The organism is Streptomyces sp. SS7 (assembly GCF_037993025.1).
GTDB lineage: Bacteria > Actinomycetota > Actinomycetes > Streptomycetales > Streptomycetaceae > Streptomyces.
In genome coordinates, this window is the sequence record NZ_CP141223.1 from 9,093,575 (window position 1) to 9,117,686 (window position 24,112).

The window sequence follows — 24,112 nt, forward strand, 5'->3', positions numbered from 1 at the left end:
CCCCTACCGGCCGCGCCCGTGCGGGCCGGCCGCCTCCGGCAGGGCCGCCTCGACCCGGGAGAGCTGCGCGGTCAGGCTCAGCAGCCAGGCCTCCAGGTCGACGAGGGTGACCAGGGGAGGGGCCGGCGCGGGCGGGGTCCTCGGCCGCGCCTCCTCGGGCGGCGGCCGCTCCCCGTCGCACCGTGCCGCGAGCCGCTCGACCGTCCCGGCCGTCGCCCGGGCGTCGGCCCACGCCCGGCGCACGGCGTCCGGCGGCAGAGGGGCCGCGGGCAGGTCGAAGCGGGGCAGCCAGTGGGCGCCGAGCAGGATCTGATGGGTCGCGATGAGGACGCGGTGCCAGTCGGCGCCGGGTTCGGCGCGGGCCGCCGGTTCACTGCGGAACTGCGCGTACGCGGACTCCGCCAGCCGCATCCGGTGCAGCGCGGGGAACGTCGACGGGGGCGGCGCGGAGCCCGGCGGCACCGCCGCCAGCGCCGCGGCGGTCGCCCGGATCAGCGACGCGCACTCGCGCAACAGCCCGGCCATGGTCCGCCGCACCTCGCGCCGGGCCCCCGAAGGCCACGCCAGCAGCGCGCACAGCAGACCGATGAGACTGCCCGTCACCACGTCCACGATCCGTGCCTCCGCGAGCCGCCAGGTGGCCGGCGTGATCTGGGCGAACGCGGTCGCCACGACCAGGGTGAACAGCGCCTGCGCCCAGGCGATGCCGAGCAGCGGCCCGATCGAGAACGCGATCAGCATTCCCGGCGCCAGGATCGCCGCGTAGGCGTCGGTGTGCTCGCCGAGGCCGATCAGCAGCGCGCCCGCCGCGACGGCGCCCACCAGGTTCCCGGCCACCGCCTGACGCATGGCCGCCCAGGTCTCCCCGACGGTGGTCCGGCTCAGCGTCAGTACCGCCAGCAGCACCCAGAAGCCGTGGGTCAGATCGAGCGACCCGGCCACCAGCCGGGCCGCGCCCAGGGCGAGGGCGATCCGCAGCGCGTTGTGGAACTGCACCGAGCGGACGGTCAGGTTCCCGGCGAACCGGCGCACCCACAGCCGCGCCGTCGGCGCGTCCGTGTACCAGAACAGCTCCCGCGGCTCGATCGGCCCGGTACGCCGTCCGTCCAGGGCGACCCGCACGGAGATCTCCAGCGCCCGCACCGACTCGGCCACCCCCAGCAGCGCGGCCTGCCGGCGCAGCACGGCCGCCGTCCCCGGTCCCTCGGCGCCGGTCCGCGGCTCCTGCCGCATCCGCATCCGCTGGAAGGCACCGATCGCCTCGTCCAGCCGCCGCGGGACCGGCGCGCGGCGGCCCGTGCGCAGCGTGCCGGCACTGTCCGCGCAGCGCGCCGCCACCTGGGGAAGCAGCCACCTCGACGCCCGGTCGCCGGGCCCGCCCACGCCGCCGAGCAGGTGGTGCAGTTGCCCCGTCTCCGTCAGACGGGCCAGCTGTTCCAGCAGCCGACGGGACGCCGAACCGGCCTGGGCGAGGCCCCGCGCCGCCCGGCCCGGGCCCGCGGGACGCTCGGCGGGCGCGAACACCGACAACCGCAGCCGCTCGCCCTCGGCCCGCAGCGTCGCGGGCGGCAGCCGGGTCCGGCCGGCGAGGGTGTCGCCCGCGATCGCCGCGGCCCTCGCCACGCCCGAGCGGTACGTCGCGCCCCCGGGCTGCGGCAGCAGGACCACCTCGCACACCGCCAGCAGCACCACCCCCGTGCTGAGCCCCGCCAGCCGCAGCCCCAGGGTCTGCGGTGCGTACGGCGGGAAGCAGGCCAGGATGTAGAAGAGCTGGAGCCCCGGCGCCGCCCCGGCCGGACGGGGACCCGCGACGGCGGCGAACGCCAGCAGGAAGCCGACGACGAGCATCCCGAGCACCGCCGCCCAGGTCCGTACCGCCAGCGCCGTCCCCAGCGTCACCAGCGCCAGGCCCACCGGCAGCGCCTTCAGCATCACCTCGGCACGCTGGCGCCCGGAGCCGGGGACGGCGGACAGCAGCCCGAGGGCGATGGGCCCGAACAGCGCGTACAGGGCGAGGACCGGTTCGTCGAGGCCGTACAGGAAGGCGTAGAAGCCCGTGGCCGACGCCACCGTCACGCGCACCGCCCGGTGCAGGATCCCCGCCCACCCCGCGTCGGCCAGGAAGGTGCCGATCCGGGCGGTCGGCGAAGCCTCAGCGCGCATGAGCACGTTCCTCTCGGGCCGACGCCCCCGAGGCATCGCGAGCGGGGCGGACCGCGCCCCGCCACCTCATTGTCGGCCGCCCCCGTGCGGGCCGCAGCCCGGCCGGCGCCCGGGGGTGCGGGCCCGCGCGCGGCCCCCGTTGACGGGCCGCCACGGCGGCCTACGCTCACTGCGAAGGCCGTGCGGGGCGGGACGGCGACACGGCCGCGACGGCTGCCGGAACGTCCGGGACGGTGACACTGCACAGGAAGGCGAGCGGGGGGCTCATGATCTGGTCACGTCTGCGCCGCGGGCCGACGGCGCCCAGGCTGCCGCTGCCCGGCGGCTGCGGGCAGCGGAGGCACACCCTGCGCACCGAGCGGCTGCTGCTCTACACACCGCGGACCCAGCTGGACCTCGTCGTCTGCCGGGCGGCCGGTGCCGACCCCGAGGCCCAGCGCTGGCTCGGCTGGGACGACGTGGGCGTGACGGCCGATGAGGGGGTCCGCGACGCCCTCGTCCGGCTGCGCCCCGCCGACGCCGGTGTCCGACCCCCGCTCCCGGGGCTCGCGCGGCTGCTGGCCCGGCCCTTCGAACCCGCCCCGGGACAGGCCCACGTCCTGGTCGCCGTCCGCCTCGACGACGGCCGCTACGCCGGATGCACCGAACTGGCCCCCGGCACCGGTGAGATCGGCGGCTGGCTCGCCCCGCACGCCCGCGGCCTCGGGCTCGGCACCGAGCTGTTCCGGGCCGCGGCCCTGCTAGGCCACGACCACCTCGGACGGGACACCGTGCGGGCCGGCTACGAGCCCGCCAACACCGCGAGCGAGCGGGCGCTGCGCGGGGCCGGGTTCGTCGCGGCCGACGGGCCGCCCCGCCACCGGCTGGGCAACGGCCGTGTGATCGACGCCCGCTGGCTGCGGCACGCCTCGCCGACCCCGCCCCGTCACTGCCCAGGCGACCCGCCCGCGGCTACAGCGCCCTAGCCACGAGCAGCGCCACGTCGTCGTGGTCGTCGGGGTGCCGCAGGCCGTACAGCAGGAGGTCGCAGATCTCCTCCAGCGGCCGGTCCGGCTCGTCCAGGAAGGCCAGCAGCACCGCGAGGCGGTCGTCGATGGAGTGGTGCCGCGTCTCGACCAGACCGTCCGTGTAGAGGACGAGCGCGTCCCCGGGCGCCAGCTCGGCCGTGGTCGTCCCGAACGGGACCCCGCCCACCCCGAGCGGGGCACCGGGCGGCAGGTCGAGCAGTACCGGGGGCTGGCCGGGGCCGGCCAGCGCGGGCGGCATGTGCCCCGCGTTGGCGATCCGGCACTGCCGGGTACGGGGGTCGTACACCGCGTACAGGCAGGTCACGATGTAGTGCTCCAGATCGCAGGTGATCTTGTCGAGGTGCTGGAGCACTTCCCCGGGATCGAGGTCGAGGTCCGCGTAGGCGCAGGTCGCGGTGCGCAGCCGGCCCATCGTCGCGGCGGCGTCGATGCCGTTGCCCATGACGTCCCCGACGACCAGCGCGGTCTTGTCGTCGGTCAGCGGGATGACGTCGTACCAGTCGCCGCCGACCTCGCTGGTCGCCTGGGCGGGCTGGTAGCGGGAGGCCAGGTCCAGACCCGCGTGGTGCGGCGGATGGTCGGGCAGCAGGCTGCGCTGGAGGGTGAGCGCGGTGTTGCGCACACTCTCGAACCAGCGGGCGTTGTCGATGGCCACCGCGGCCCGGCCGGCCAGCTCACCGGCCAGGACGACGTCGTCCTCGTCGAACGGGAGCGGATTGCGGGTGCGCTTGAGGTCGAGGGCGCCGAGCACCTCGCCGTGGGCGATCAGCGGCACCGCGAGGTACGAGTGCACACCGGCCCGCGCCAGCAGGGCGCCGGCCTCGGCGTCCCGGGCGATGCGGGGGATGTCGGCGGCACCGACATGACGGACCAGGACCGGACGGCCGGTGTGGACGCACAGGGTGACCAGACGGTCCCCGTCGTACGCCGCCACGTCCCCGGGGGCGTCGGCGGCGCGCAGCGCCACGGTCGGGTGGGCGGCCTTCAGGGCGAGGGCACGGAAGAGTTCCGGGCCGTCGTCCGGTCGGCGGGAGCGGCGGCAGGCCAGGGCGGAGTCGAGGACATCGACGGCGACCACGTCGGCGAGCTGGGGGACGGCGATCTCGGCCAGTTCCCGGGCGGTCCGGTCCACCTCCAGCGTGGTGCCGACCCGGGTGGACGCCTCGGCGATCAGGGCGAGCCGCCGCCGGGCCCGGTCGGCCTCGGCCGCCGCCCGGTGCCGTTCGGTGACGTCGACGACCGAGGCCGCCGCGCCCAGCACCCGCCCGCCGGGGTCCTCGAGCCGGTAGAAGGAGAGCGACCAGGCGTGCTCGCGGTCGGGATCGGCGGGCGGCCGGCCGACGTGGTACTGGTCGAGCAGCGGCGTCCCGGTCGTGAGGACCTGCCGCAGCGCGGACTCGATGGTCCCGACGTCGGGCAGCGGCAGCGCGTCCCGCAGCCGCCGGCCGATGTGCTCCTCGGCGGGGATGCCGTCGATGCGCTCCAGCGCCGGATTGACCAGCAGGTACCGCAGATCGGGGTCGAGGAGCGCCAGCCCGATCGGGGACTGGTCGATCAGCCGCTCGCACAGCGCGAGGTCGGTCTCCACCCGCTGGAGCAGGGTGTGGTCGGCGGCGATGCCGAGCGCGTACACATCGCCGAGGTCGTCCTGGAGCCGCATGTTGCGGAACTCCATGAGCCGGCTGCTGCCGTCCTTGTGCCGGATGGGGAACGTGCCGGCCCAGCTCCGGCCGGTCTCCAGCACCTCCGCGAACAGCCGGACCACGGCCTTCAGATGCCGGGAGTGGATGAACAGCCGCGCCGCGTACTTTCCGAGGGCCTCCTCGGCGGTGTAGCCGAACAGCTCCTCCGCCTGCGGCGTCCAGAACACGATCCGCCCGTCGGCGTCCAGCACCATCGCGGACACGCTCAGCATGTCCAGCAGACCGGTGGGCGGAGGTGGCGTCGCCGCCTCGGCGCCGTACACGTCCTCCTCGGAGGGGAAGGGTTCGGCCGTCATCGCCCACCTCCTCCCCTCCATGCTGCGCCTGCCGACGGCGTCCGGAAAGCGCCGGGCACCACGCGGTACGCGACCGTGCGCATCCGCCGGACAGGCAGCACCATGGGTCGTGTAAAGGATGGCCCGATGGACTCTGCGCGAGAAGCCATGAATGCTGCGGGAGAGGCGCCCGGCACCCCTCCGGCACAGCCGCGTGATCCCCTCGACGCGTCGACCGACGCGGCGGCGGTCGTGCGGGCGGACGGTGTCGTGATCGGCTGGACCCGGGGCGCCGCGGCCCTGCTGGGCCGGCCGGCGGAGGACGTGGTGGGCCGCTCCGCCGCGCGGCTCGTGGCGGACGCCGGGGACCCGGCCCGGGTCGCGGGCGTCGCCGCGCACTGCCGGGCGGGCAGGGGGTGGAGCGGCCGGCTCTCCGTACGACACCGTGACGGCCATGCCCTCGACGTGGACCTGCGCGTCTCCGCGTCCTTCCGGATCGGCGAGGACGAGTGCTTCCTGATCTCGGCCCGGCCGCGCACCCCGCACTGGACGGTCGGCCAGTCCGTCCTCGACGGATTCCTCACCCGCTCCCCGGTCGGGATGGCGGTGATGGATCTCCAACTGCGCTACGTGTGGCTCAACGACACGCTGGAACGCTTCGGCGGGGTGCCGCGGGAACATCGGCTCGGACACCGGCTCAGCGAAGTGCTGCCCGGCCTCCAGGCCACCACCCTGGAAGGCCTGATGCGCAAGGTCCTGGAGTCCGGGGTCCCGATCACCGACCACGAGTACCTGGGCTGGAGCTGGGCCGACCCGCACCGTCAGCACGCCTACTCCACGTCCTTCTTCCCGCTGGTCGACTCCGCGGGCTCCGTCACCGGCGTCTGCTACATGGTCCAGGACGTCACCGAGCGGTGGACGGCGCGCCGGCTGCTCTCCCTGGTCAACGAGGCCGGCACCCTGGTGGGCACCACCCTCGACGTGCTGCGGACGGCCCAGGAACTCGCCGACTTCGCCGTGCCGCGCTTCGCGGACTTCGTCGTCGTCGACCTCCTGGAGCCGGTGCTCAGCACCGAGGGCCACGGCGCGTGGCTGACGGACGCGGGCCCGGCCCCCGCGCGGCCGGCGATGCGCCGGGCCGGGATGAGCTCGGTGCGCGAAGGCTGTCCCGAGGCGGTGGCCCAGGTCGGCGACCGGGTGGACTTCCTGCCTCCACCGCACGACGCGCACCTCCTCATCGAGGGCGAGCCGATCCTCATCCCCGTCCTGGACCCCACCGACGAGCTGTGGACCAGCCGGCAGCCCGCGCGGGCGGCGACCATCCGCGAGTTCGGACTGCACTCGCTGATCTCCGTGCCCATGCGGGCCCGGCACACCGCGCTCGGTCTCACCACGTTCATCCGCTCGGTCAATCCCGTGTCGTTCGGGGCGGACGACGTCCTGCTCGCCCGGGAACTGGTCGCGCGGGCGGCGCTGTGCGTCGACAACGCCCGCCGCTACACCCGGGAGCACACCGCGGCCGTCACCCTCCAGCGCAGTCTGCTGCCCGACGCCCTCTCGGGCGGCACCGCGCTGGAGGTGGCCTCCTCCTATCTGCCGGCCGATCCCAGCGACGGGGTGGGCGGCGACTGGTTCGACGTGATCCCGCTGTCCGGGGCCCGGGTGGGCCTCGTCGTCGGCGACGTGGTGGGGCACGGCATCACCGCCGCCGCGACCATGGGCCGTCTGCGCACGGCGGTGCAGACCCTCGCCGACATGGACATGCCTCCCGAGGAGCTGCTGGCCCACCTGGACGACCTGGTGCTCCGGCTGAGCGCGGACCGGACCGACGGCGTGTCGCCCGCACAGGGCACGACCGCGTTCCTCGGCGCCACCTGTCTCTACGCCGTCTACGACCCCGTCACCCGGCGCTGCCGGATGGCCCGCGCCGGGCATCCGCCGCCCGTCGTCGTCACCCCCGACGGGCGGGTGTCCTTCCCGGAACCGCCGGCCGGACCCCCGCTCGGCCTCGGCGGCATGGCGTTCGAGGCGACCGAGATCGAGCTCGCCGAGAACAGCCTGATCGGCCTGTACACCGACGGCCTCGTCGAGGGCTCCGACCAGGACATGGAGCGGGGCATGGACCGGCTCGGCGCCCTGCTCGCCGGGGCCGACGCCGACCTCGCCGCCCTGTGCACCTCGGCGGTACGGCGGCTGGTGCCCGTGCCGCAGCCCGACGACATCGCCCTGCTGCTGGCCCGCACCCACGGCCTGGGTTCCGACCGGGTCGTCTCCTTCGACGTGCCCGCCGACCCGGCCGCCGTCGCCGACGTCCGGGCCCGGGCCACCCGCCAGGTCGAGGCCTGGGGGCTGGCGGACCTCGCGATGACCTCGGAACTCATCGTCAGCGAGGTGGTCACCAACGCCGTGCGCTACGCGACCCCGCCCATCCGGCTGCGGCTGCTCCGTGACACCCGGCTGACCTGCGAGGTCTCCGACGCCAGCAGCACCGCTCCCCGGCTGCGGCACGCCCGCAGCCTGGACGAGGGAGGCCGCGGTCTGTTCCTGGTGGCGCAGCTCGCCCACCGGTGGGGATCGCGCTACACGGGCGAAGGAAAGATCATCTGGGCCGAGCAGGAGATCGGCCACTGACCCGCCCGCCCGTCCCGCCCCGCCCCACCCTCGGTGACCTGCTGTGACATCCCCCACCTGCTCTTGCCCGGGCGCGGGACGCTTCCCTACGTTCGATGACATGTCCCACCACGGCCCCACCCCTCCCGGCGCACCGTTCGACTGGTCGGTCGACCTGAGCGCGCACGAAATGCTCCGGCGGGCCCATGTCATGGACGCCCTCGGCGCCGACTGGGACCCGGTCGAGGCGCTGCGCGGGGAGGAGGCGGCGTACGCACTGCTCTACTCCGGCCTCAGCCCCGAGCAGCAGCGCATCCACGACGAACTCGTCGCGGCGGGGGTCCTGCCGCCCCGGGGAGACGGGCATGCTGCCGCTTGACCCGCAGGCCGACCCCGGCCGCCGCGCCTGGGTGGCCTGCCCCCGCTGCAACGACCAGCAGGGCTGCGCCACCTGCGAGGAGCGCCGCACCTGCGCCACGCACTGGCGCTACCTGCTCTCCAACGTCGGCAGCCTGCTGCATCTCCAGTGCCCTTCATGCACCCACGTCTGGGACCACGAGACCCACTTCGGCGCCACCCGCACCCCCTGGCAGCGCATCACCAGCGGCCTGCGCCACCCCTGAGCCCCGCCGGACGACACCGATCGCCCCGGCCACGACGAACACCTCGACGGCGCGTCATCCGCGTGCGGCCGGGTGGCCTCCGTCCGCGTGGTGCGCTGCCGTGTCCGCCCGGCGAGCCGGACGGCCGAGCTGTGCCCGCTTGCGGCGCTGACTTCCGTCGGCCGTCGCCCAGCGGGACGGCCGGGCTGTGCCTGCTTGCGGCGCTGACTTCCGTCGGCCGTCGCCCAGCGGGACGGCCGGGCTGTGCCTGCTTGCGGCGCTGACTTCCGTCGGCCGTAGCCCAGCGGGACGGCCGGGCTGTGCCTGCTTGCGGCGCTGACTTCCGTCGGCCGTAGCCCAGCGGGACGGCCGGGCGGACCAGTGCGGCGGTCCGGCGGTGGCCGGTGGGAACCGCGCTGTGCCCGCTCGCCGCGCCGACATCCGCCCGCCGTAGCCCAGCGGGACGGCCGCGCTGTGCCCGCTCGCCGCGCTGACTTCCGTCGGCCGTAGCCCGCAGGCGCCGCGTCGTCCGACGCGGCCGGGTGGCTGCCTCCATGTGGTGGGCCCCGTGGCCGCCCCGTGAGTCCGGACGGCCGAGTCGTGTCCGCTTTCGGATGACCCGGCCGTCTGTCGCCGGGGGGCGGTGGGCGGGGCTGGCGGAGGATCGCCCCGGCGGTCATCCCCGTCTGCCGCCCGTCCGCCCGGAGGCAGCCGTGCACATCCTGCTCGTAGCCAGCGCGTTCAACAGCCTCACCCAGCGCGTCCACGCCGAGCTGCGCGACCGCGGCCACTCGGTGGCGGTCGAACTCGCCCTGCCCGACGGCTCGTTGCCGGACGCCGTACGGCACCACGCACCGGACCTCGTCCTCGCCCCGATGCTGCGCACGGCGATCCCCGAGGAGGTGTGGACGGCGTACCCCTGTCTCGTCGTGCATCCCGGCCCCGCCGGCGACCGCGGACCGTCCTCCCTGGACTGGGCGATCCACGAGGGCTTCGACGAGTGGGGCGTCACCGTGCTGCGGGCCGACGCCGAGATGGACGCCGGGGACGTGTGGGCCTGCGTGCCCTGCCGCGTCCCCGAGGTGGCCAAGAGCGACCTGTACCGGGGCGAGATCGCCGACGCCGCGCTGCGGGCGGTCCTGCTCGCCGTGGACCGTTTCGCCGGGGGGACGTACGTACCGCTCGGGCAGGACGCGGCGGCCGCGGCCGACCCCCGGCTGCGGACCCGCCCGTACCTCGACCAGGGCGTCCGGCGGATCGACTGGGCCGAGGACTCCACCCGGACCGTGCTGCGCAAGCTGCGGGCGGCGGACTCCCAGCCCGGTGTGCTCGACGTGCTCTTCGGCGAGGAGTGGTACCTGCACGGCGGTCACCCCGAGGACCGGCTGCGCGGCCGCCCCGGCGACCTGCTGGCCACCCGGGCGGGGGCGATCTGCCGGGCCACCGCCGACGGCGCCGTGTGGATCCCCGAGCTGCGGCTGCGGCGGCTGCGCGGGGCGCCGCCCACCTTCAAGCTGCCCGCCGTGCTCGCCCTGGGTGACCGGCTGCCGCCGCTGCCCGACCGCACCCCGCCCCGGCTGCCCGACGCCCGGGAGCGCGGCTGGACGGACATCCGCTACCGCGAGGAGGGGACCGTGGGCTTCCTGTCCTTCTCCTTCCCCGGCGGTGCCATGAGCACCGAGCAGTGCCGGCGCCTGCTCGACGCCTACCGGGAGGCCTGCGACCGGCCGACCACGGTGCTGGTGCTGGGCGGCGCGCGCGACTTCTTCTCCAACGGCATCCACCTCAACGTCATCGAGGCCGCCGCCGACCCGGCCGCCGAGTCCTGGGCCAACATCAACGCCATCGACGACCTGGTCGAAGCGGTCCTGACGACCACCGACCGCCTGACCGTCGCGGCCGTCGCGGGCAACGCCGCCGCGGGCGGGGTGATGCTCGCCCTCGCCGCCGACGAGGTCTGGTGCCGCTCCGGCGCCGTGCTGAACCCCCACTACCGCCTGATGGGCCTGTACGGCTCGGAGTACTGGACCCACACCCTCCCGCGCCGGGCCGGCCGCGCAGCCGCCGCCCGCCTGATGAGCGAGGCACTCCCCGTGAGCGCGACCACCGCCCGCCGCCTCGGGCTCGTCGACCGGCTCGTCGACCGGGCCCCGGACGCCTTCGCCCCCGAGGTCGCCGAGCTGGCCGCCCGCCTGGCCGCCCTGCCCGCGACGGCGGCCCGGATCACCGCCAAGAAGGCGGAACTGGACCGGCTCCAGAGCCTCACCCCGCTGTCCGGCTTCCGGGACCGGGAGCTCGCCCGGATGCGGGAGACCTTCGACGATCCCGACGCCCCGTACCACGCCCTGCGCCGGGCGTTCGTGCACAAGAGACGCCCCGCCCACACCCCGCGGCACCTCGCCCCGGTTGCGCACACCCGGCCGACCCCCTCCCCGGCCGACGTCACCGCAATGGCCCCCGATCGTGTCTCACCCGGGCCGAACCGCTGGTACGAAGAAACCTGATGGCCGAAATGCAGGCCTTTGTCCCTCACCTCCCCAGGAGGCGGTCCCCATGAGCCAGGCGACGCCGAACACGGTCGGCGCTGCGGACGCCACAGGCGCACCCGCCGACGAGACGCCCACCATCCACGTCCTGTGGATCAACGCCGGGCTGAGCTGCGACGGCGACTCGGTCGCGCTGACCGCGGCCATGCAGCCCAGCATCGAGGAGATCGTCCTCGGTGTGCTGCCCGGCCTGCCCCGCATCCAGGTGCACTGGCCCCTCATCGACTTCGAGTGCGGCCCGATCGGCGGCTCCGACACGTTCATCGAGTGGTTCTTCAAGGGGGAGCGGGGCGAGATCGACCCGTTCGTGCTGGTCGTCGAGGGCTCCATCCCCAACGAGGCGATCAAGCCCGAGGGCTACTGGTGCGGCTTCGGCGACAATCCGGAGACCGGCCAGCCCATCACCACCAGCGAGTGGATCGACCGCCTCGCGCCCAAGGCCCTCGCCGTCGTCGCCATCGGCACCTGCGCCACGTACGGCGGCATCCACGCGATGGCCGGCAACCCGACCGGCGCGATGGGCGTCCCCGACTACCTGGGCTGGGACTGGAAGTCCCACGCGGGCATCCCGATCGTGTGCGTCCCGGGCTGCCCCATCCAGCCCGACAACTTCGCCGAGACGCTCACCTACCTGCTCTACCAGGCCGCCGGGTCCGCCCCGATGATCCCGCTGGACGACAAGCTGCGGCCGACCTGGCTGTTCGGCGCCACCGTGCACGAGGGCTGCGACCGGGCCGGCTACTACGAGCAGGGCGAGTTCGCGACGACGTACGACTCGCCGAAGTGCCTGGTCAAGATCGGCTGCTGGGGCCCGGTCGTCAAGTGCAACGTGCCCAAGCGCGGCTGGATGAACGGCGTCGGCGGCTGCCCGAACGTCGGCGGCATCTGCATCGCCTGCACCATGCCCGGCTTCCCCGACAAGTTCATGCCGTTCATGGACGAACCCCCCGGGGCCAAGGTCTCCAGCACGGCCAGCGGCGCGTACGGCGCCGTGATCCGCAGGCTGCGCGACATCACCGCGAAGACCGTGGACAAGGAACCCAAGTGGCGCCGCAGCGGCGAGAAGATCACCACCGGCTACCGGCCGCCCTGGTGACGCCCTCCCGCACCCGGACCGAGTGATCCGCTTCTGCTTCGTGCACCCCCCACACCCGAACCTCCCGCGCAACGAAGGGCACGGCAACGACCATGGCAAGGACGAAGGCGGCCGGAGACGGCACCGGTCTGGTGGAGATGTCCTGGGACCCGATCACCCGGATCGTGGGCAGCCTGGGCATCCACACGAAGATCGACTTCAAGCAGAAGCGGGTCGCGGAGTGCTACAGCACCTCGTCGGTGTTCCGCGGCTACAGCGTCTTCATGCGCGGCAAGGACCCCCGCGACGCCCACTTCATCACCAGCCGCATCTGCGGCATCTGCGGCGACAACCACGCCACCTGCTCGGTGTACGCGCAGAACATGGCGTACGGCGTGAAGCCCCCGCACCTCGGTGAGTGGATCATCAACCTCGGCGAGTCCGCGGAGTACATGTTCGACCACAACATCTTCCAGGAGAACCTGGTCGGGGTCGACTACTGCGAGAAGATGGTCAGGGAGACCAACCCCGGCGTCCTCGAACTCGCCGAGCGCACCGAGGCCCCGCACGCCGCCGAGCACGGCTACCGCACCATCGCCGACATCATGCGCTCGCTCAACCCGCTCGAGGGCGAGTTCTACCGCGAGGCCCTCCAGGTGAGCCGGTACACGCGCGAGATGTTCTGCCTGATGGAGGGCCGCCATGTGCACCCCTCCACGCTCTACCCGGGCGGCGTCGGCACCATCGCCTCCGTGCAGCTGTTCACCGACTACCTGAGCCGCCTCATGCGGTACGTCGAGTTCATGAAGCGGGTCGTCCCGCTCCACGACGACCTGTTCGACTTCTTCTACGAGGCCCTGCCCGGCTACGAGGAGGTCGGCCGCCGACGCGTCCTGCTCGGCTGCTGGGGCGCGCTCAACGACCCCGAGTACTGCGACTTCACGTACGCCAACATGACCGACTGGGGCCGACGGATGTTCGTCACCCCGGGCATCGTCGTCGACGGCAAACTGGTCACCAACGACCTCACCGCGATCAACCTCGGCATCCGCATCCTGCTCGGCAGCTCCTACTACGAGGACTGGCAGGGCCAGGAGCAGTTCGTCACCCACGACCCGCTCGGCAACCCGGTCGACCCGCGCCACCCGTGGAACCAGCACACCATCCCCGCCCCGCAGAAGCGGAACTTCGACGACAAGTACAGCTGGGTGATGTCCCCGCGCTGGTACGACGGCAAGGACCACCTCGCCCTGGACACCGGCGGCGGCCCCATCGCCCGCCTGTGGTCCACCGCGCTGTCCGGGCTCGTCGACATCGGGTACGTCAAGGCCACCGGGCAGAGCGTGGTCATCAACCTGCCCCGCACCCTGACCAAGCCGGAGACCACCTTCGAGTGGAAGATCCCGAAGTGGTCCAACGCCCTGGAACGCAACCGCGCCCGCACCTACTTCCAGGCCTACGCCGCCGCCGTCGCCCTGCACTGCGCGGAGAAGGGCCTTGAGGAGGTCCGCGCCGGACGCACCCAGACCTGGGAGAAGTTCGAGGTCCCGGACGAGAGCATCGGCTGCGGCTTCACCGAGGCCGTCCGCGGTGTCCTCTCCCACCACATGGTGATCCGCGACGGCAAGATCGCCAACTACCACCCCTACCCGCCCACCCCCTGGAACGCCAGCGTCCGCGACTCCTACGGCACCCCCGGCCCGTACGAGGACGCCGTGCAGAACACCCCGATCTTCGAGGAGAACCCCCCGGAGAACTTCAAGGGCATCGACATCATGCGCGCCGTCCGCAGCTTCGACCCCTGTCTGCCCTGCGGCGTCCACATGTACGTCGGCGGCGGGAAGACCGTGAAGTCGATGCACGTGCCCACCGGCCTGAGCGGACTGGGCGGATGAGCGCGCCGACCGCGGCACGCCCGGTGACGGCCGAGCGGACCGGGCACCGGATCGAGGAGGTCCTGGACCGCCTGGCCACGACCGGCGAAGGCGCCGCCGCGGCCGAGGAACTCGTCCGCTCCCTCATGGAGCTCTACGGCGCCGGCCTCGCCCGCGTCGTCGCGACTCTGGACCCCGCGCCCGGCGGCCCCCTCGCCGAGCTGCTCGACGACGACCTCGTGGCCGGCCTGCTCGTCCTGCACGACCTGCACCCCGAGGACCGCGACACCCGGATCGCCCGCGCCCTCGACGGCGTCCGCGACCACCGGCTGGAAGTGGTCGGCTTCGAGGAGCACAGCGGCACCCTGCGGCTGCGCGCCCGGGCGGGCGGCGGCTGCGGCTGCGGCTCGGCCGGGGACGCCGCGCGGGCCGCCGAGACGGCCCTGGCCGGCCTCGCCCCCGAGGTCAGGGCCGTGGACGTGGAGACCGCGCCCGCCGGGCCCACGCTCCTGCAGATCGGCACCGCACCGACGGGGGCACGATGAGCACGACCACCCCCGGGCTGCGGAGGTTCCTCACCGAACGTCCCCCGCAGCCGGAGCGGTGCGAACTGTGCGCGGCCGTGGTGCCCGAGGGCCACCGCCATCTCGTCGACACCGAGCGGCGCTCCCTCGCCTGCGCGTGCACGGCCTGCGCGGTGCTGATGGAACAGCCCGGCGCCGCCGCGGGCCGCTTCCGCGCGGTCCCGGCCCGCTACCTCGCCGACCCGGGACACCGCCTGGACGAGCGGGCCTGGGAGACGCTGCAGATCCCGGTCGGCGTCGCCTTCTTCTTCCGCAACGCCGCCCTAGACCGGCTCGTCGCCCTCTACCCGAGCCCCGCCGGAGCCACCGAGAGCGAACTCGACCCGGACACCTGGACCGCGGTCCTGGGCGACAGCCGGCTCGCCGGCCTCCTCGAACCCGACGTGGAGGCACTGCTGCTGCGCCGCACCGACGACCACGTCGACTGCCACCTCGTCCCGATCGACGTCTGCTACGAACTCGTCGGCCGGATGCGACTGCTGTGGCAGGGCTTCGACGGCGGCCGGGAGGCACGCGCCGCGCTGGACGCGTTCTTCACGGAGGTGGCGCACCGCGCCCGGCCGCTGGAGGAGGCGGGCCGCCCATGACGGAGTTCTCCTTCACCTGCACCGGTGTGCGCGCCGACCGGTACGCGGCCGGGCCGACGCTCGTCTTCCGGCTGCGCGTCACCGCGTCCGGCGACACCCCCGTGCACGCCCTCGCGCTGCGCTGCCAGATCCGCATCGAACCCGCCCGGCGCGGTTACGGCGATGGGGAGGCCGACGGCCTCAAGGACCTGTTCGGCGAGCGCTCCCGCTGGGGCACCACCCTCAACCCGGTGCAGTTCGCCCAGGTCCCGCTGATGGTGACCGCGTTCACCGGGGAGACCGAGGCCGACCTCGTCGTCCCCTGCACCTACGACCTGGACATCGCCGCCACCCGCTACCTCGCCGCCCTCACCGACGGCGAGGTCCCGCTGCTGCTGCTGTTCTCCGGCACCGCCTTCACCGGCTCCGGCGGCTTCCGCGTCGAACCCGTCCCCTGGGACCGCGAGGCCCCCTTCCGGATGCCGGTCGCCACCTGGCGGGAGATGGTCGAGCAGCACTTCCCCGGCTGCGGCTGGATCAGGCTGCCCCGCGACACCATGGACGCCCTCCTCGCCTACCGCTCCCGGCACGCCCTGCCCTCCTGGCAGGCGACCGTCGAGGCACTGCTCGGCGGGGCGCCCGCGGATCAGCCCGAGAGCCGCGACCCGCTGCGCGCGCTCACCGCCCTGACCGGGAGGACCGACCCGTGACCGTGACCGCGTTCGCCCCCGGGACCGAGGAGCGCTTCGCCCTCGCCCGGCAGGTGGCCGACGCCGTCCTCTTCGAGGGCTATGTGCTCTACCCGTACCGCGCCTCGGCCGCCAAGAACCGGCTGCGCTGGCAGTTCGGGGTGCTCGTGCCGCCCGCCTGGGGCGCCGGGAGCGAGGAGCACGACTTCCAGCACACCGAGTGCCTGATGGAACCGAGGAAGGACGCCACGCTGTCGGTCGAGGTGCGCTTCCTGCACGCCCGCCGGCGGACCGTGCAGCGGGCCCGCCCGGACGGCGGCTGGGACACCGTCGCCGAACTCCGCCTCGACGACCGGGTGCTGGTGCCCTGGGACGAGGGCGCCGAGGAACGCGTCGCCCTCGTCGTACCGGTCGAGGAGTTGCTCGGGGAGGGCATCACGCGCCCCTTCCGGCTCCCGGCCCGCGAGGACACCGAACCGGTCCTGGACCCGGCGGGCCGCACCGTCGGCCGGCTGCACCGGCGGTCCGAGGAGGTCCACGGCAGCGTCCGGCTGTCCGCCCGCGAACTCGACGGCCCCTACCGGACGCTGCGGCTCACCGCCGTCGTGGAGAACACCAGCGGCTGGGTGCCCCCGGAGGGCCGGACGGCCGACCGGGACGCGGCCCTGCCGCACTCCCTGGTGGCCACCCACCTCCTCATGGCCCTCAGCGCCGGATCGTTCCTGTCGATGACCGATCCCCCGGAATGGGCCAGGGGCGCCGTCGCCGGCTGCCGCAACCTGCACACCTGGCCCGTCCTCGCGGGCGAACCGGGCAGCGCCGACCTCGTGCTGTCCTCCCCGATCATCCTGGAGGACCACCCGGCGATCGCACCGGAGAGCCCCGGCGCCCTGTACGACGCCACCGAGATCGACGAGATCCTCGCCCTGCGCACCGCCGCCCTCACCGACGAGGAGAAGCGCGAGGCCCGGGGCACCGACCCCCGGGCGGCCGCCGTGATCGACCTGGCGGACTCGATGCCGGCCGAGGTGCTGGAACGGCTGCACGGCGCCGTGCGCGGCCTGCGCGAGGTCACCGGGGAGACCGGCTTCCCGGACGAGCACGGGGTGACGCGCCCCGACACCCCCTGGTGGGACCCGGCGAGCGACGCCGGCTTCGACCCCGAGCACGACACCGTCGTCGTGGGTGACCGGCCCGTCGGCAGGGGCGACCGCGTCGAACTGCGGCCCGGCCTGCGCCACACCGACGCCCAGGACCTGTTCCTGCACGGCCGCGCGGCGACCGTCGAGGCCGTGCTGCACGACGTCGACGGCACGGTGCACCTCGCCGTCACCGTCGACGGCGACCCCGGCGCCGACATCCGCCGCGAACAGGGCCGCTATCTCTACTTCCAGCCGGACGAAGTCGTACCGCTGGAGGCCGGACCGTGACCCGCACCCTGGTGGCCGGCATCGGCAACATCTTCCTCGGCGACGACGGCTTCGGCGTCGAGACGGTCCGCCGGCTCGCCGGGACCCGGCTGCCGGAGCGCGTCGAGGTCGCCGACATCGGCGTCCGCGGGGTGCACCTCGCCTACCGGCTCCTCGACGGCTACGACACCCTCGTCCTCGTCGACGCCACGGCCCGCGGCGGGGCCCCGGGGGACGCTCTACGTCATCGAGCACGAGGGTCCCGCCGCCGAACCCGGCGCGGTGCCCGCGATCGACGGCCACCGGATGACCCCCGACACCGTCCTGGCCCTGCTGGACACCCTCTGCGCCGGCACCGGCGGACACCCACCCCGGCGCACCGTGGTCGTCGGCTGCGAGCCGGCCTGTGTGGAGGAGGGCATCGGACTGAGCCGGCCGGTGTCCGACGCCGTGCCCGAAGCCGTACGGCTGATCGAAGAGCTGCTGCGGGACGGCGAGCCGTCCGCGGCACCGGCCGGGGCCGCCGAGGCCCCGCCGGCGAGATGAAGGAGAGACGGATGAAGAAGATCGTCATCGGGGGAGCCGCCGTGGCCGCGGTGGCCGCCACCGCAGCCGTCGCCGCCGAGCTGTTCCCCGACCTGCGGCGCTACCTGCGGATCCGCCGTATGTGACCCGGGACGCCGGGCCCCCGCCCCGCGACGCCCGGACGGCCGCGCGGTTGCGTCGAACGGGCGTAGCCGCCGACCGGTGACGGCGCGGCGGGCCGGGTGCCCGGGCGCCCCCGCCTCTAATGAAGCCCGGCGGGGGGCACGCCCACGTCCGGGAGGTCCGAGACCGATGCACGAGATGTCCGTCGCGCTGGCCGTCGTCGAGCAGGTGACCGAGGCCGCCGAGCGCGCCGGGGACGTCACGGCGGTCCGCTCGGTCCGGCTCCGGATCGGCGAACTCGCCGGGGTCGCCCCCGACGCGCTCTCCTTCTGCTTCGAACTGGCCTGCGCCGGGACCCTGCTGGAGGGCGCCGAGCTCGTCACCGAGCCCGTGGCGGGCCGGGCCCGCTGCACCTCCTGCGCCCACGAATGGGCCGTCGGCATGCCGCCCCGGCTGACCTGCCCCGGCTGCGGCGGCACCCGGACCGACCTGTGCACCGGGCGGGACCTGCAGATCGCCGCCGTCGAGTGGGAGGACGGCACCCCCGCGCCCGCCGGCGCACCGATCCAGGAGGAGTGCTGAACCATGTGCCGTGTCGTCGACCTGCGACAGGCCGTGCTCGCGAAGAACGACGCGAGCGCCGACATCCTGCGCGACCGTCTCGGCGCCGGTGGCACCACCGTCGTCAACCTGCTCTCCAGTCCCGGCAGCGGCAAGACCGCACTGCTGGAGCAGGAACTGCTGCGCGCCCGCGAGCGGTCCGTGTCCGTCGCCGCGCTCACCGCCGACCTCGCCACGGAGAACGACGCGGCCCGGCTGGCCCGTTCGGGCGTTCCCGTCAAGCAGGTGCTGACGGACGGACTGTGTCATCTGGAGGCGGGCATGCTCGCCGGACACCTGGACGGCTGGCTGCCCCCGGCCACCCGGCTGCTGTTCGTGGAGAACGTCGGCAACCTCGTCTGCCCCGCCTCCTACGACCTGGGGGAGACCCTCCGGGTCGTCCTCGCCTCCGTGACCGAGGGCGAGGACAAGCCGCTGAAGTACCCCACGGCCTTCGGGCTCGCCCAGCTCGTGGTGGTCACCAAGACGGACCTCGCCGAGGCCGTCGAGTTCGACGAGATCGCGTTCCGCGCGCACGTGGAGCAGGTCAACCCGGGCGTGGAGATCGTGATGACCTCGGCCCGCCGGGGCAGGGGCGTCGGCGCGCTGCTGGACCGGGCGCTGGCCGCGGCGGAGGGGGCGCCCGTCCACACGCCGGTCATGGCCCGCCGGACCGACGGACACACCCACGGACACGAGCACGCACACGACCACGGGCACGGGCACGCCCACACGCACGCCCACGCCCCCACACCCGACGGCGCTCCTCCGCTCGGGGACGCCGCCGACGTCCTGGCCCGCACCCACCCGTGAGCGCTCCCGCGTCCCCGGCGGTCGTCACCGGCGACGGGCCGCTGCGCCGCCGGATCGTCGTCCGGGGGGTGGTGCAGGGCGTGGGCTTCCGGCCGTACGTCTACGGCCTCGCCACCGAACTGGCCCTGGTCGGACATGTCACCAACACCCCGGAGGGCGTCGTCGCCGAGGTCGAGGGCAGCGCCGCGGCCGTGACCCGGTTCTGCGAACGCCTCGCCCCCCAGGCGCCCCCGCTGGCCGTGGTGGAGTCCGTGCACCACCAGGAGGTGCCCGTCACGGGCGGCGAGGCGTTCACCATCCTCGCCTCCCGCACCGGCGGCCCGGCCCGCACCCTCGTCTCCCCGGACACCGCCACCTGCGCCGACTGTCTCAGCGAACTGGCCGACCCCACCGACCGGCGCCACCGCCACCCCTTCGTCAACTGCACCCACTGCGGCCCCCGCTTCACCATCGTCACCGGGCTCCCCTACGACCGGGCCCACACCACCATGGCCGGCTTCCCGATGTGCGCCGACTGCGCCCGGGAGTACGGCGACCCGGCCGACCGGCGCTTCCATGCCCAGCCCGTGGCCTGCCCGGCCTGCGGGCCACGGCTGCGGCTCGTCGCCCCCGGGGCGGCGGCGCAGGATCCGTGCGCGTCGGGGGGATCCGGTCGCCGGGGCCCGGGCCCTGCTCGCCCGCGGTGCGATCCTCGCCGTGAAGGGCCTCGGCGGCTACCACCTGGCCTGCGACGCCACCGACGGGAGGGCCGTCGCGCTGCTCCGCCGTCGCAAGGCGCGCGGCGACAAGCCCTTCGCCGTCATGGCCCGCGGAACGGCCGACGTCGAGCACCTCGTGCGGATCGGCGCCGAGGAGCGGTGCCTGCTCGAAGGGGGCGTCCGGCCCGTCGTCCTGCTGCGGCGACGCCCGGACCCGGCGTACGCGCCCGGCCGCCCTCGCCCCGCCGACGCCGTCGCGCCCGGCAGCCCCGACCTCGGTGTGATGCTGCCGTACACCCCCGTGCACCACCTGCTGCTGGGCCTGCCCGGCGATCCGGACGGCCCCCGGCTGCTCGTCATGACCAGCGGCAACGTGTCCGGGGAACCGATCGTCACCGACGACACCGAGGCCCTGGAGCGCCTCGCGCCCCTGGCCGACGCCTGGCTCGTCCACGACCGCCCGATCCGGGTGCCGTGCGACGACTCCGTGGTCCGGGTCTGCGACGGCGAGCCCCTGCTGATCCGCCGCTCGCGCGGGTACGCGCCCCTGCCGGTCGCCCTGCCACTGCCCGTCCGCCCCGCCCTCGCCGTCGGCGGGGACCTGAAGAACGCCTTCTGCCTCGGAGCCGGCCGCAAGGCCTGGCTGTCGGCGCACATCGGCGACATGGACGACCTGCGCACCCAGGGCGCGTTCGAGGGCGCGGTGGGGCAGCTGGAGTCGATCACCGGGGTACGGCCCGAACTCCTGGCCGCCGACCGGCACCCCGGCTACCGCTCCGCCGGCTGGGCCGCCCGCAACGCCGGCGGGCGGCCCGTGACCCGGGTCCAGCACCACCACGCCCATGTCGCCGCCGCGATGGCCGAGCACGGTCTCGACGGCACCCGTCGGGTGATCGGGGTCGCCTTCGACGGCACCGGCCACGGTGACGACGGGGCGGTGTGGGGCGGGGAGTTCCTGCTCGCCGACTACGACGGCTTCACCCGCTTCGGGCACCTCGCGTACGTCCCGCTGCCCGGCGGCGACGCCGCGGTGCGCCGCCCGTACCGCATGGCGCTGTCCCATCTGCGGGCCGCGGGCCTCGACCGCTCGGCCGACCTGCCCTGTACCGCGGCCTGCCCCTCCGGCGAACTCGGCATCCTGGAAAAGCAGTTGGAGCGCGGACTGCACTGCGTCCCCACCTCCAGCATGGGCCGCCTCTTCGACGCGGTGTCCTCCCTCGCCGGGGTCTGCCAGGCGGCCGGGTACGAGGCGCAGGCCGCAGTCGAGCTGGAGGCGGCCGCCCTGCACGCGCCCGCCGGGGACCCCACCGCCTACGCCTTCGCCCTGCGCGAACCCGAGCAGGCGGGGAGCGGGGCCGTACGGGCCGAACCCGCGCCGGTCCTCGCGGCCGTCGTCCGTGACCTGCGCGCCGGGCACACGGCGCCCGCGATCGCGGCCCGCTTCCACCGGGGCGTGGCCGCTCTGGTGCATCGCATGTGCGCGCTGGCCCGTGACCGCCACGGCCTGGACACGGTCGCCCTCACCGGCGGCGTGTTCGTCAACACGCTGCTGTCCACGGCCTGTTCCGCCGCGCTGCGCGAGGACGGCTTCACGGTCCTGCGGCACCGTCTGGTGCCGCCGGGCGACGGGGGCCTGGCGCTGGGCCAGCTGATGGTGGCCGCGCGGACGACACCCACCGACTGACCACATCCACAGCGAGGAGAAGGCCCATGTGCCTGGCGGTACCCGGCAGAGTGCTGGACATCGAGGAACGCGACGGCACCCGGATGGCCACCGTCGACTTCGGCGGCGTCGTCAAGGAGGTGTGCCTGGAGTACCTGCCCGACCTCCGGGTCGGCGAGTACGCCATCGTCCACGTCGGGTTCGCCCTGCAGCGGCTGGACGAGGAGTCCGCCCGGCGGACCCTGGAACTCTTCGCCGAACTCGGCATGCTCCAGGAGGAGTTCGGCGACGCCTGGGAGACGGCGGCGACCGAGGCGGGCCGGGACGTCGTACGGGAGGCGGGGCAGTGAGGTACATCGACGAGTTCCAGGACCCCGGGCTCGCCCGCCGGCTCCTCGACGACATCCACGCCACGGTCACCCGGCCCTGGGCGCTGATGGAGGTGTGCGGCGGCCAGACCCACAGCATCATCCGGCACGGCATCGACCAACTCCTGCCCGAGCAGGTCGAGTTGATCCACGGTCCGGGCTGCCCCGTCTGTGTGACCCCACTGGAGGTCATCGACAAGGCGCTGGAGATCGCCTCCCGGCCCGAGGTGATCTTCTGTTCCTTCGGCGACATGCTGCGGGTGCCGGGCACCGGCCGGGACCTGTTCCAGGTGCGCGGCGAGGGCGGGGACGTACGCGTCGTCTACTCACCGCTCGACGCCCTGCGGATCGCACAGCAGAACCCGGACCGCGAGGTGGTGTTCTTCGGTATCGGCTTCGAGACGACGGCGCCGCCCAACGCCATGACGGTCCACCAGGCCCGCCGACAAGGCATCCGCAACTTCAGCATGCTGGTCTCGCACGTCCGGGTTCCTCCCGCCATCGAGGCGATCATGTCCTCGCCGACCTGCCGGGTGCAGGGCTTCCTCGCCGCCGGGCACGTGTGCAGCGTCATGGGAACGGGGGAGTACCCCGAGCTGGCGGAGCGCTTCCGGGTGCCGATCGTCGTGACGGGCTTCGAGCCGCTCGACATCCTCGAAGGCGTACGCCGGACCGTACGGCAGCTGGAACGCGGCGAGCACACCGTCGACAACGCCTACGCCCGGGCCGTCCGCCCGGACGGCAACCCGGCCGCGCGCGCCATGCTGGAGGACGTCTTCGAGGTCACCGACCGCGCCTGGCGGGGTATCGGGGTGATCCCCGGCAGCGGCTGGAGGCTGTCCCCGAAGTACCGCGACCACGACGCCGAGCACCGCTTCTCCGTGGCGGACATCCGGACGGAGGAACCGGCGGAGTGCCGCAGCGGGGAAGTCCTCCAGGGGCTGCTCAAGCCGCACGAGTGCGCCGCCTTCGGCACCCTGTGCACCCCGCGGACCCCGCTGGGCGCCACGATGGTCTCCAGCGAGGGCGCCTGCGCCGCGTACTACCTCTACCGGCGGCTGGACCTGCCGACCGGTACGGCCCGGGAGGCGAGCCCCGTTGTCTGACACCGCCCCTGCGCCCGCCCCCGCCCTGGACGTCGAGGCGTGGACCTGCCCGGCTCCCCTGCGCGACCGGCCCCGGGTCGTCATGGGCCACGGCGGCGGCGGGGTCCTCTCCGCCGAACTCGTCCAGCAGATCTTCGCCCCGGCCTTCGGCGGCGAGTTGCTCGCCCAGCTCGGCGACTCCGCCGTCCTCTCCCTCGGTGGCGCGCGGCTGGCGTTCTCCACCGACTCCTACGTGGTGCGCCCCCTCTTCTTCCCCGGCGGCAGCATCGGCGACCTTGCGGTCAACGGCACCGTCAACGACCTCGCCATGAGCGGCGCCCGCGCCGCCTACCTCTCCTGCGGGTTCATCCTGGAGGAGGGCGTCGAACTCGACACCGTCACCCGGGTCGCCCGGGCGATGGGCGCGGCCGCGCGCACCGCCGGCGTGGAAGTGGCCACCGGGGACACCAAGGTGGTGGAGGCCGGCCACGGCGACGGGATCTTCGTCAACACGGCCGGTATCGGCGTCGTCCCGGCGGGCGTCGACCTGCGTCCGCAGCGGGTCGTCCCCGGGGACGTCGTGATCGTCAGCGGGGCCGTCGGTGTCCACGGAGTGGCGATCATGAGCGTCCGGGAGGGCCTGGAGTTCGGGGTGGAGATCGCCAGCGACTGCGCGCCGCTCGGCGGGCTGGTCGAGGCCATGCTCGCCGTCACCCCCGACCTGCACGTGCTGCGCGACCCCACCCGGGGTGGTCTGGCGGCCGCGCTCAACGAGATCGCGAGCGCCTCCGGCACCGGTGTGGTCCTCCAGGAGCGGGCCGTCCCGGTCCCGCCGGCCGTGGCCAACGCCTGCGCCATCCTCGGTCTGGACCCCCTGTACATCGCCAACGAGGGCAAGCTGGTGGCCTTCGTGCCGCGCGAGCACGCGGACGCGGTCCTCGCGGCGATGCGGGCCCATCCGCTCGGTCGCGACGCCGTGATCGTCGGCGAGGCCGTGGAGGCCCACCCCGGCATGGTCGTGGCGCGCACCGGGCTGGGCGGCACCCGGGTGGTCGACCTGCCGATCGGGGAGCAACTGCCCCGCATCTGCTGAACCGTTCGGCCGGAGGACCA

General features: G+C 74.4%; 18 protein-coding genes and 2 pseudogenes. 18 read left to right on the forward strand and 2 right to left on the reverse strand.

Annotated features, from left to right (window positions below; genetic code table 11):
* Positions 1 to 3: 3 nt before the first annotated feature.
* Positions 4 to 2,163, reverse strand: coding sequence for an FUSC family protein (locus U5640_RS40920; RefSeq protein WP_340384287.1), 2,160 nt, complete (start codon positions 2,161 to 2,163; stop codon positions 4 to 6).
* A 266-nt stretch (positions 2,164 to 2,429) separates the two neighbouring features.
* On the opposite strand from U5640_RS40920, the gene U5640_RS40925 reads away from it, so the two are divergent.
* Positions 2,430 to 3,128 carry a GNAT family protein gene (locus U5640_RS40925; protein ID WP_340384288.1) on the forward strand — a complete coding sequence of 233 codons (699 nt, stop codon included), beginning with the start codon at positions 2,430 to 2,432 and terminating at the stop codon, positions 3,126 to 3,128.
* On the opposite strand, the gene U5640_RS40930 is transcribed toward U5640_RS40925, so the two are convergent.
* Positions 3,115 to 5,190, reverse strand: coding sequence for a SpoIIE family protein phosphatase (locus tag U5640_RS40930; protein ID WP_340384289.1), 2,076 nt, complete (start codon positions 5,188 to 5,190; stop codon positions 3,115 to 3,117). The genes U5640_RS40925 and U5640_RS40930 overlap by 14 nt on opposite strands.
* 126 nt (positions 5,191 to 5,316) lie before the next feature.
* On the opposite strand from U5640_RS40930, the gene U5640_RS40935 reads away from it, so the two are divergent.
* The 17 genes and pseudogenes from U5640_RS40935 to hypE all read left to right on the forward strand — a co-directional run bounded on the left by U5640_RS40935 (position 5,317) and on the right by hypE (position 24,092).
* Complete coding sequence (locus U5640_RS40935) at positions 5,317 to 7,800, forward strand: SpoIIE family protein phosphatase (RefSeq protein ID WP_340384290.1); 2,484 nt, start codon at positions 5,317 to 5,319, stop codon at positions 7,798 to 7,800.
* A gap of 100 nt (positions 7,801 to 7,900) precedes the next feature.
* Positions 7,901 to 8,158, forward strand: coding sequence for a DUF6400 family protein (locus tag U5640_RS40940; protein WP_340384291.1), 258 nt, complete (start codon positions 7,901 to 7,903; stop codon positions 8,156 to 8,158).
* A complete protein-coding gene (locus tag U5640_RS40945; RefSeq protein WP_067256812.1) occupies positions 8,145 to 8,402 on the forward strand; it encodes a hypothetical protein in 258 nt (85 codons plus the stop codon). The genes U5640_RS40940 and U5640_RS40945 overlap by 14 nt, the downstream gene beginning before the upstream one ends.
* Before the next feature lie 692 nt (positions 8,403 to 9,094).
* Entirely contained in the window at positions 9,095 to 10,885 is a 1,791-nt protein-coding gene (locus U5640_RS40950) for a hydrogenase maturation protein (RefSeq protein ID WP_340384292.1), read from the forward strand.
* Between the two features lie 49 nt (positions 10,886 to 10,934).
* On the forward strand, positions 10,935 to 12,023 hold the full coding sequence (locus tag U5640_RS40955) for a hydrogenase expression protein HypE (RefSeq protein ID WP_340384293.1): 1,089 nt from the start codon (positions 10,935 to 10,937) through the stop codon (positions 12,021 to 12,023).
* 92 nt (positions 12,024 to 12,115) lie between these two features.
* On the forward strand, positions 12,116 to 13,897 hold the full coding sequence (locus tag U5640_RS40960) for a nickel-dependent hydrogenase large subunit (RefSeq protein ID WP_340384294.1): 1,782 nt from the start codon (positions 12,116 to 12,118) through the stop codon (positions 13,895 to 13,897).
* Positions 13,894 to 14,421, forward strand: a complete 528-nt coding sequence (locus tag U5640_RS40965) for a hypothetical protein (RefSeq protein WP_340384295.1) — start codon at positions 13,894 to 13,896, stop codon at positions 14,419 to 14,421. The genes U5640_RS40960 and U5640_RS40965 overlap by 4 nt, the downstream gene beginning before the upstream one ends.
* A complete protein-coding gene (locus tag U5640_RS40970) occupies positions 14,418 to 15,047 on the forward strand; it encodes a DUF5947 family protein (RefSeq protein ID WP_340384296.1) in 630 nt (209 codons plus the stop codon). The genes U5640_RS40965 and U5640_RS40970 overlap by 4 nt, the downstream gene beginning before the upstream one ends.
* Positions 15,044 to 15,736: a DUF6084 family protein gene (locus tag U5640_RS40975; RefSeq protein ID WP_340384297.1), complete on the forward strand. Its 693-nt coding sequence runs from the start codon at positions 15,044 to 15,046 to the stop codon at positions 15,734 to 15,736. Before U5640_RS40970 ends, U5640_RS40975 begins: the two co-directional genes overlap by 4 nt.
* A complete protein-coding gene (locus U5640_RS40980; protein WP_340384298.1) occupies positions 15,733 to 17,145 on the forward strand; it encodes a hypothetical protein in 1,413 nt (470 codons plus the stop codon). Before U5640_RS40975 ends, U5640_RS40980 begins: the two co-directional genes overlap by 4 nt.
* A pseudogene (locus U5640_RS40985) lies at positions 17,142 to 17,670 on the forward strand (hydrogenase maturation protease). The gene U5640_RS40980 and the pseudogene U5640_RS40985 overlap by 4 nt, the downstream one beginning before the upstream one ends.
* A 291-nt stretch (positions 17,671 to 17,961) precedes the next feature.
* Positions 17,962 to 18,354 (forward strand): hydrogenase maturation nickel metallochaperone HypA, encoded by a 393-nt coding sequence (gene hypA / locus U5640_RS40990; protein WP_340384299.1) that lies wholly within the window; start codon positions 17,962 to 17,964, stop codon positions 18,352 to 18,354.
* A gap of 3 nt (positions 18,355 to 18,357) precedes the next feature.
* The gene (hypB, locus tag U5640_RS40995; RefSeq protein WP_340384300.1) at positions 18,358 to 19,185 is read left to right on the forward strand and encodes a hydrogenase nickel incorporation protein HypB; all 828 of its coding nucleotides are present in this window, start codon (positions 18,358 to 18,360) and stop codon (positions 19,183 to 19,185) included.
* A pseudogene (gene hypF / locus U5640_RS41000) lies at positions 19,182 to 21,567 on the forward strand (carbamoyltransferase HypF). The gene hypB and the pseudogene hypF overlap by 4 nt, the downstream one beginning before the upstream one ends.
* A gap of 26 nt (positions 21,568 to 21,593) precedes the next feature.
* Positions 21,594 to 21,896 (forward strand): HypC/HybG/HupF family hydrogenase formation chaperone, encoded by a 303-nt coding sequence (locus U5640_RS41005; protein ID WP_340384301.1) that lies wholly within the window; start codon positions 21,594 to 21,596, stop codon positions 21,894 to 21,896.
* Entirely contained in the window at positions 21,893 to 23,020 is a 1,128-nt protein-coding gene (hypD, locus tag U5640_RS41010) for a hydrogenase formation protein HypD (RefSeq protein ID WP_340384302.1), read from the forward strand. The genes U5640_RS41005 and hypD overlap by 4 nt, the downstream gene beginning before the upstream one ends.
* The gene (gene hypE / locus U5640_RS41015) at positions 23,013 to 24,092 is read left to right on the forward strand and encodes a hydrogenase expression/formation protein HypE (RefSeq protein ID WP_340384303.1); all 1,080 of its coding nucleotides are present in this window, start codon (positions 23,013 to 23,015) and stop codon (positions 24,090 to 24,092) included. The genes hypD and hypE overlap by 8 nt, the downstream gene beginning before the upstream one ends.
* Positions 24,093 to 24,112 lie beyond the last annotated feature (20 nt).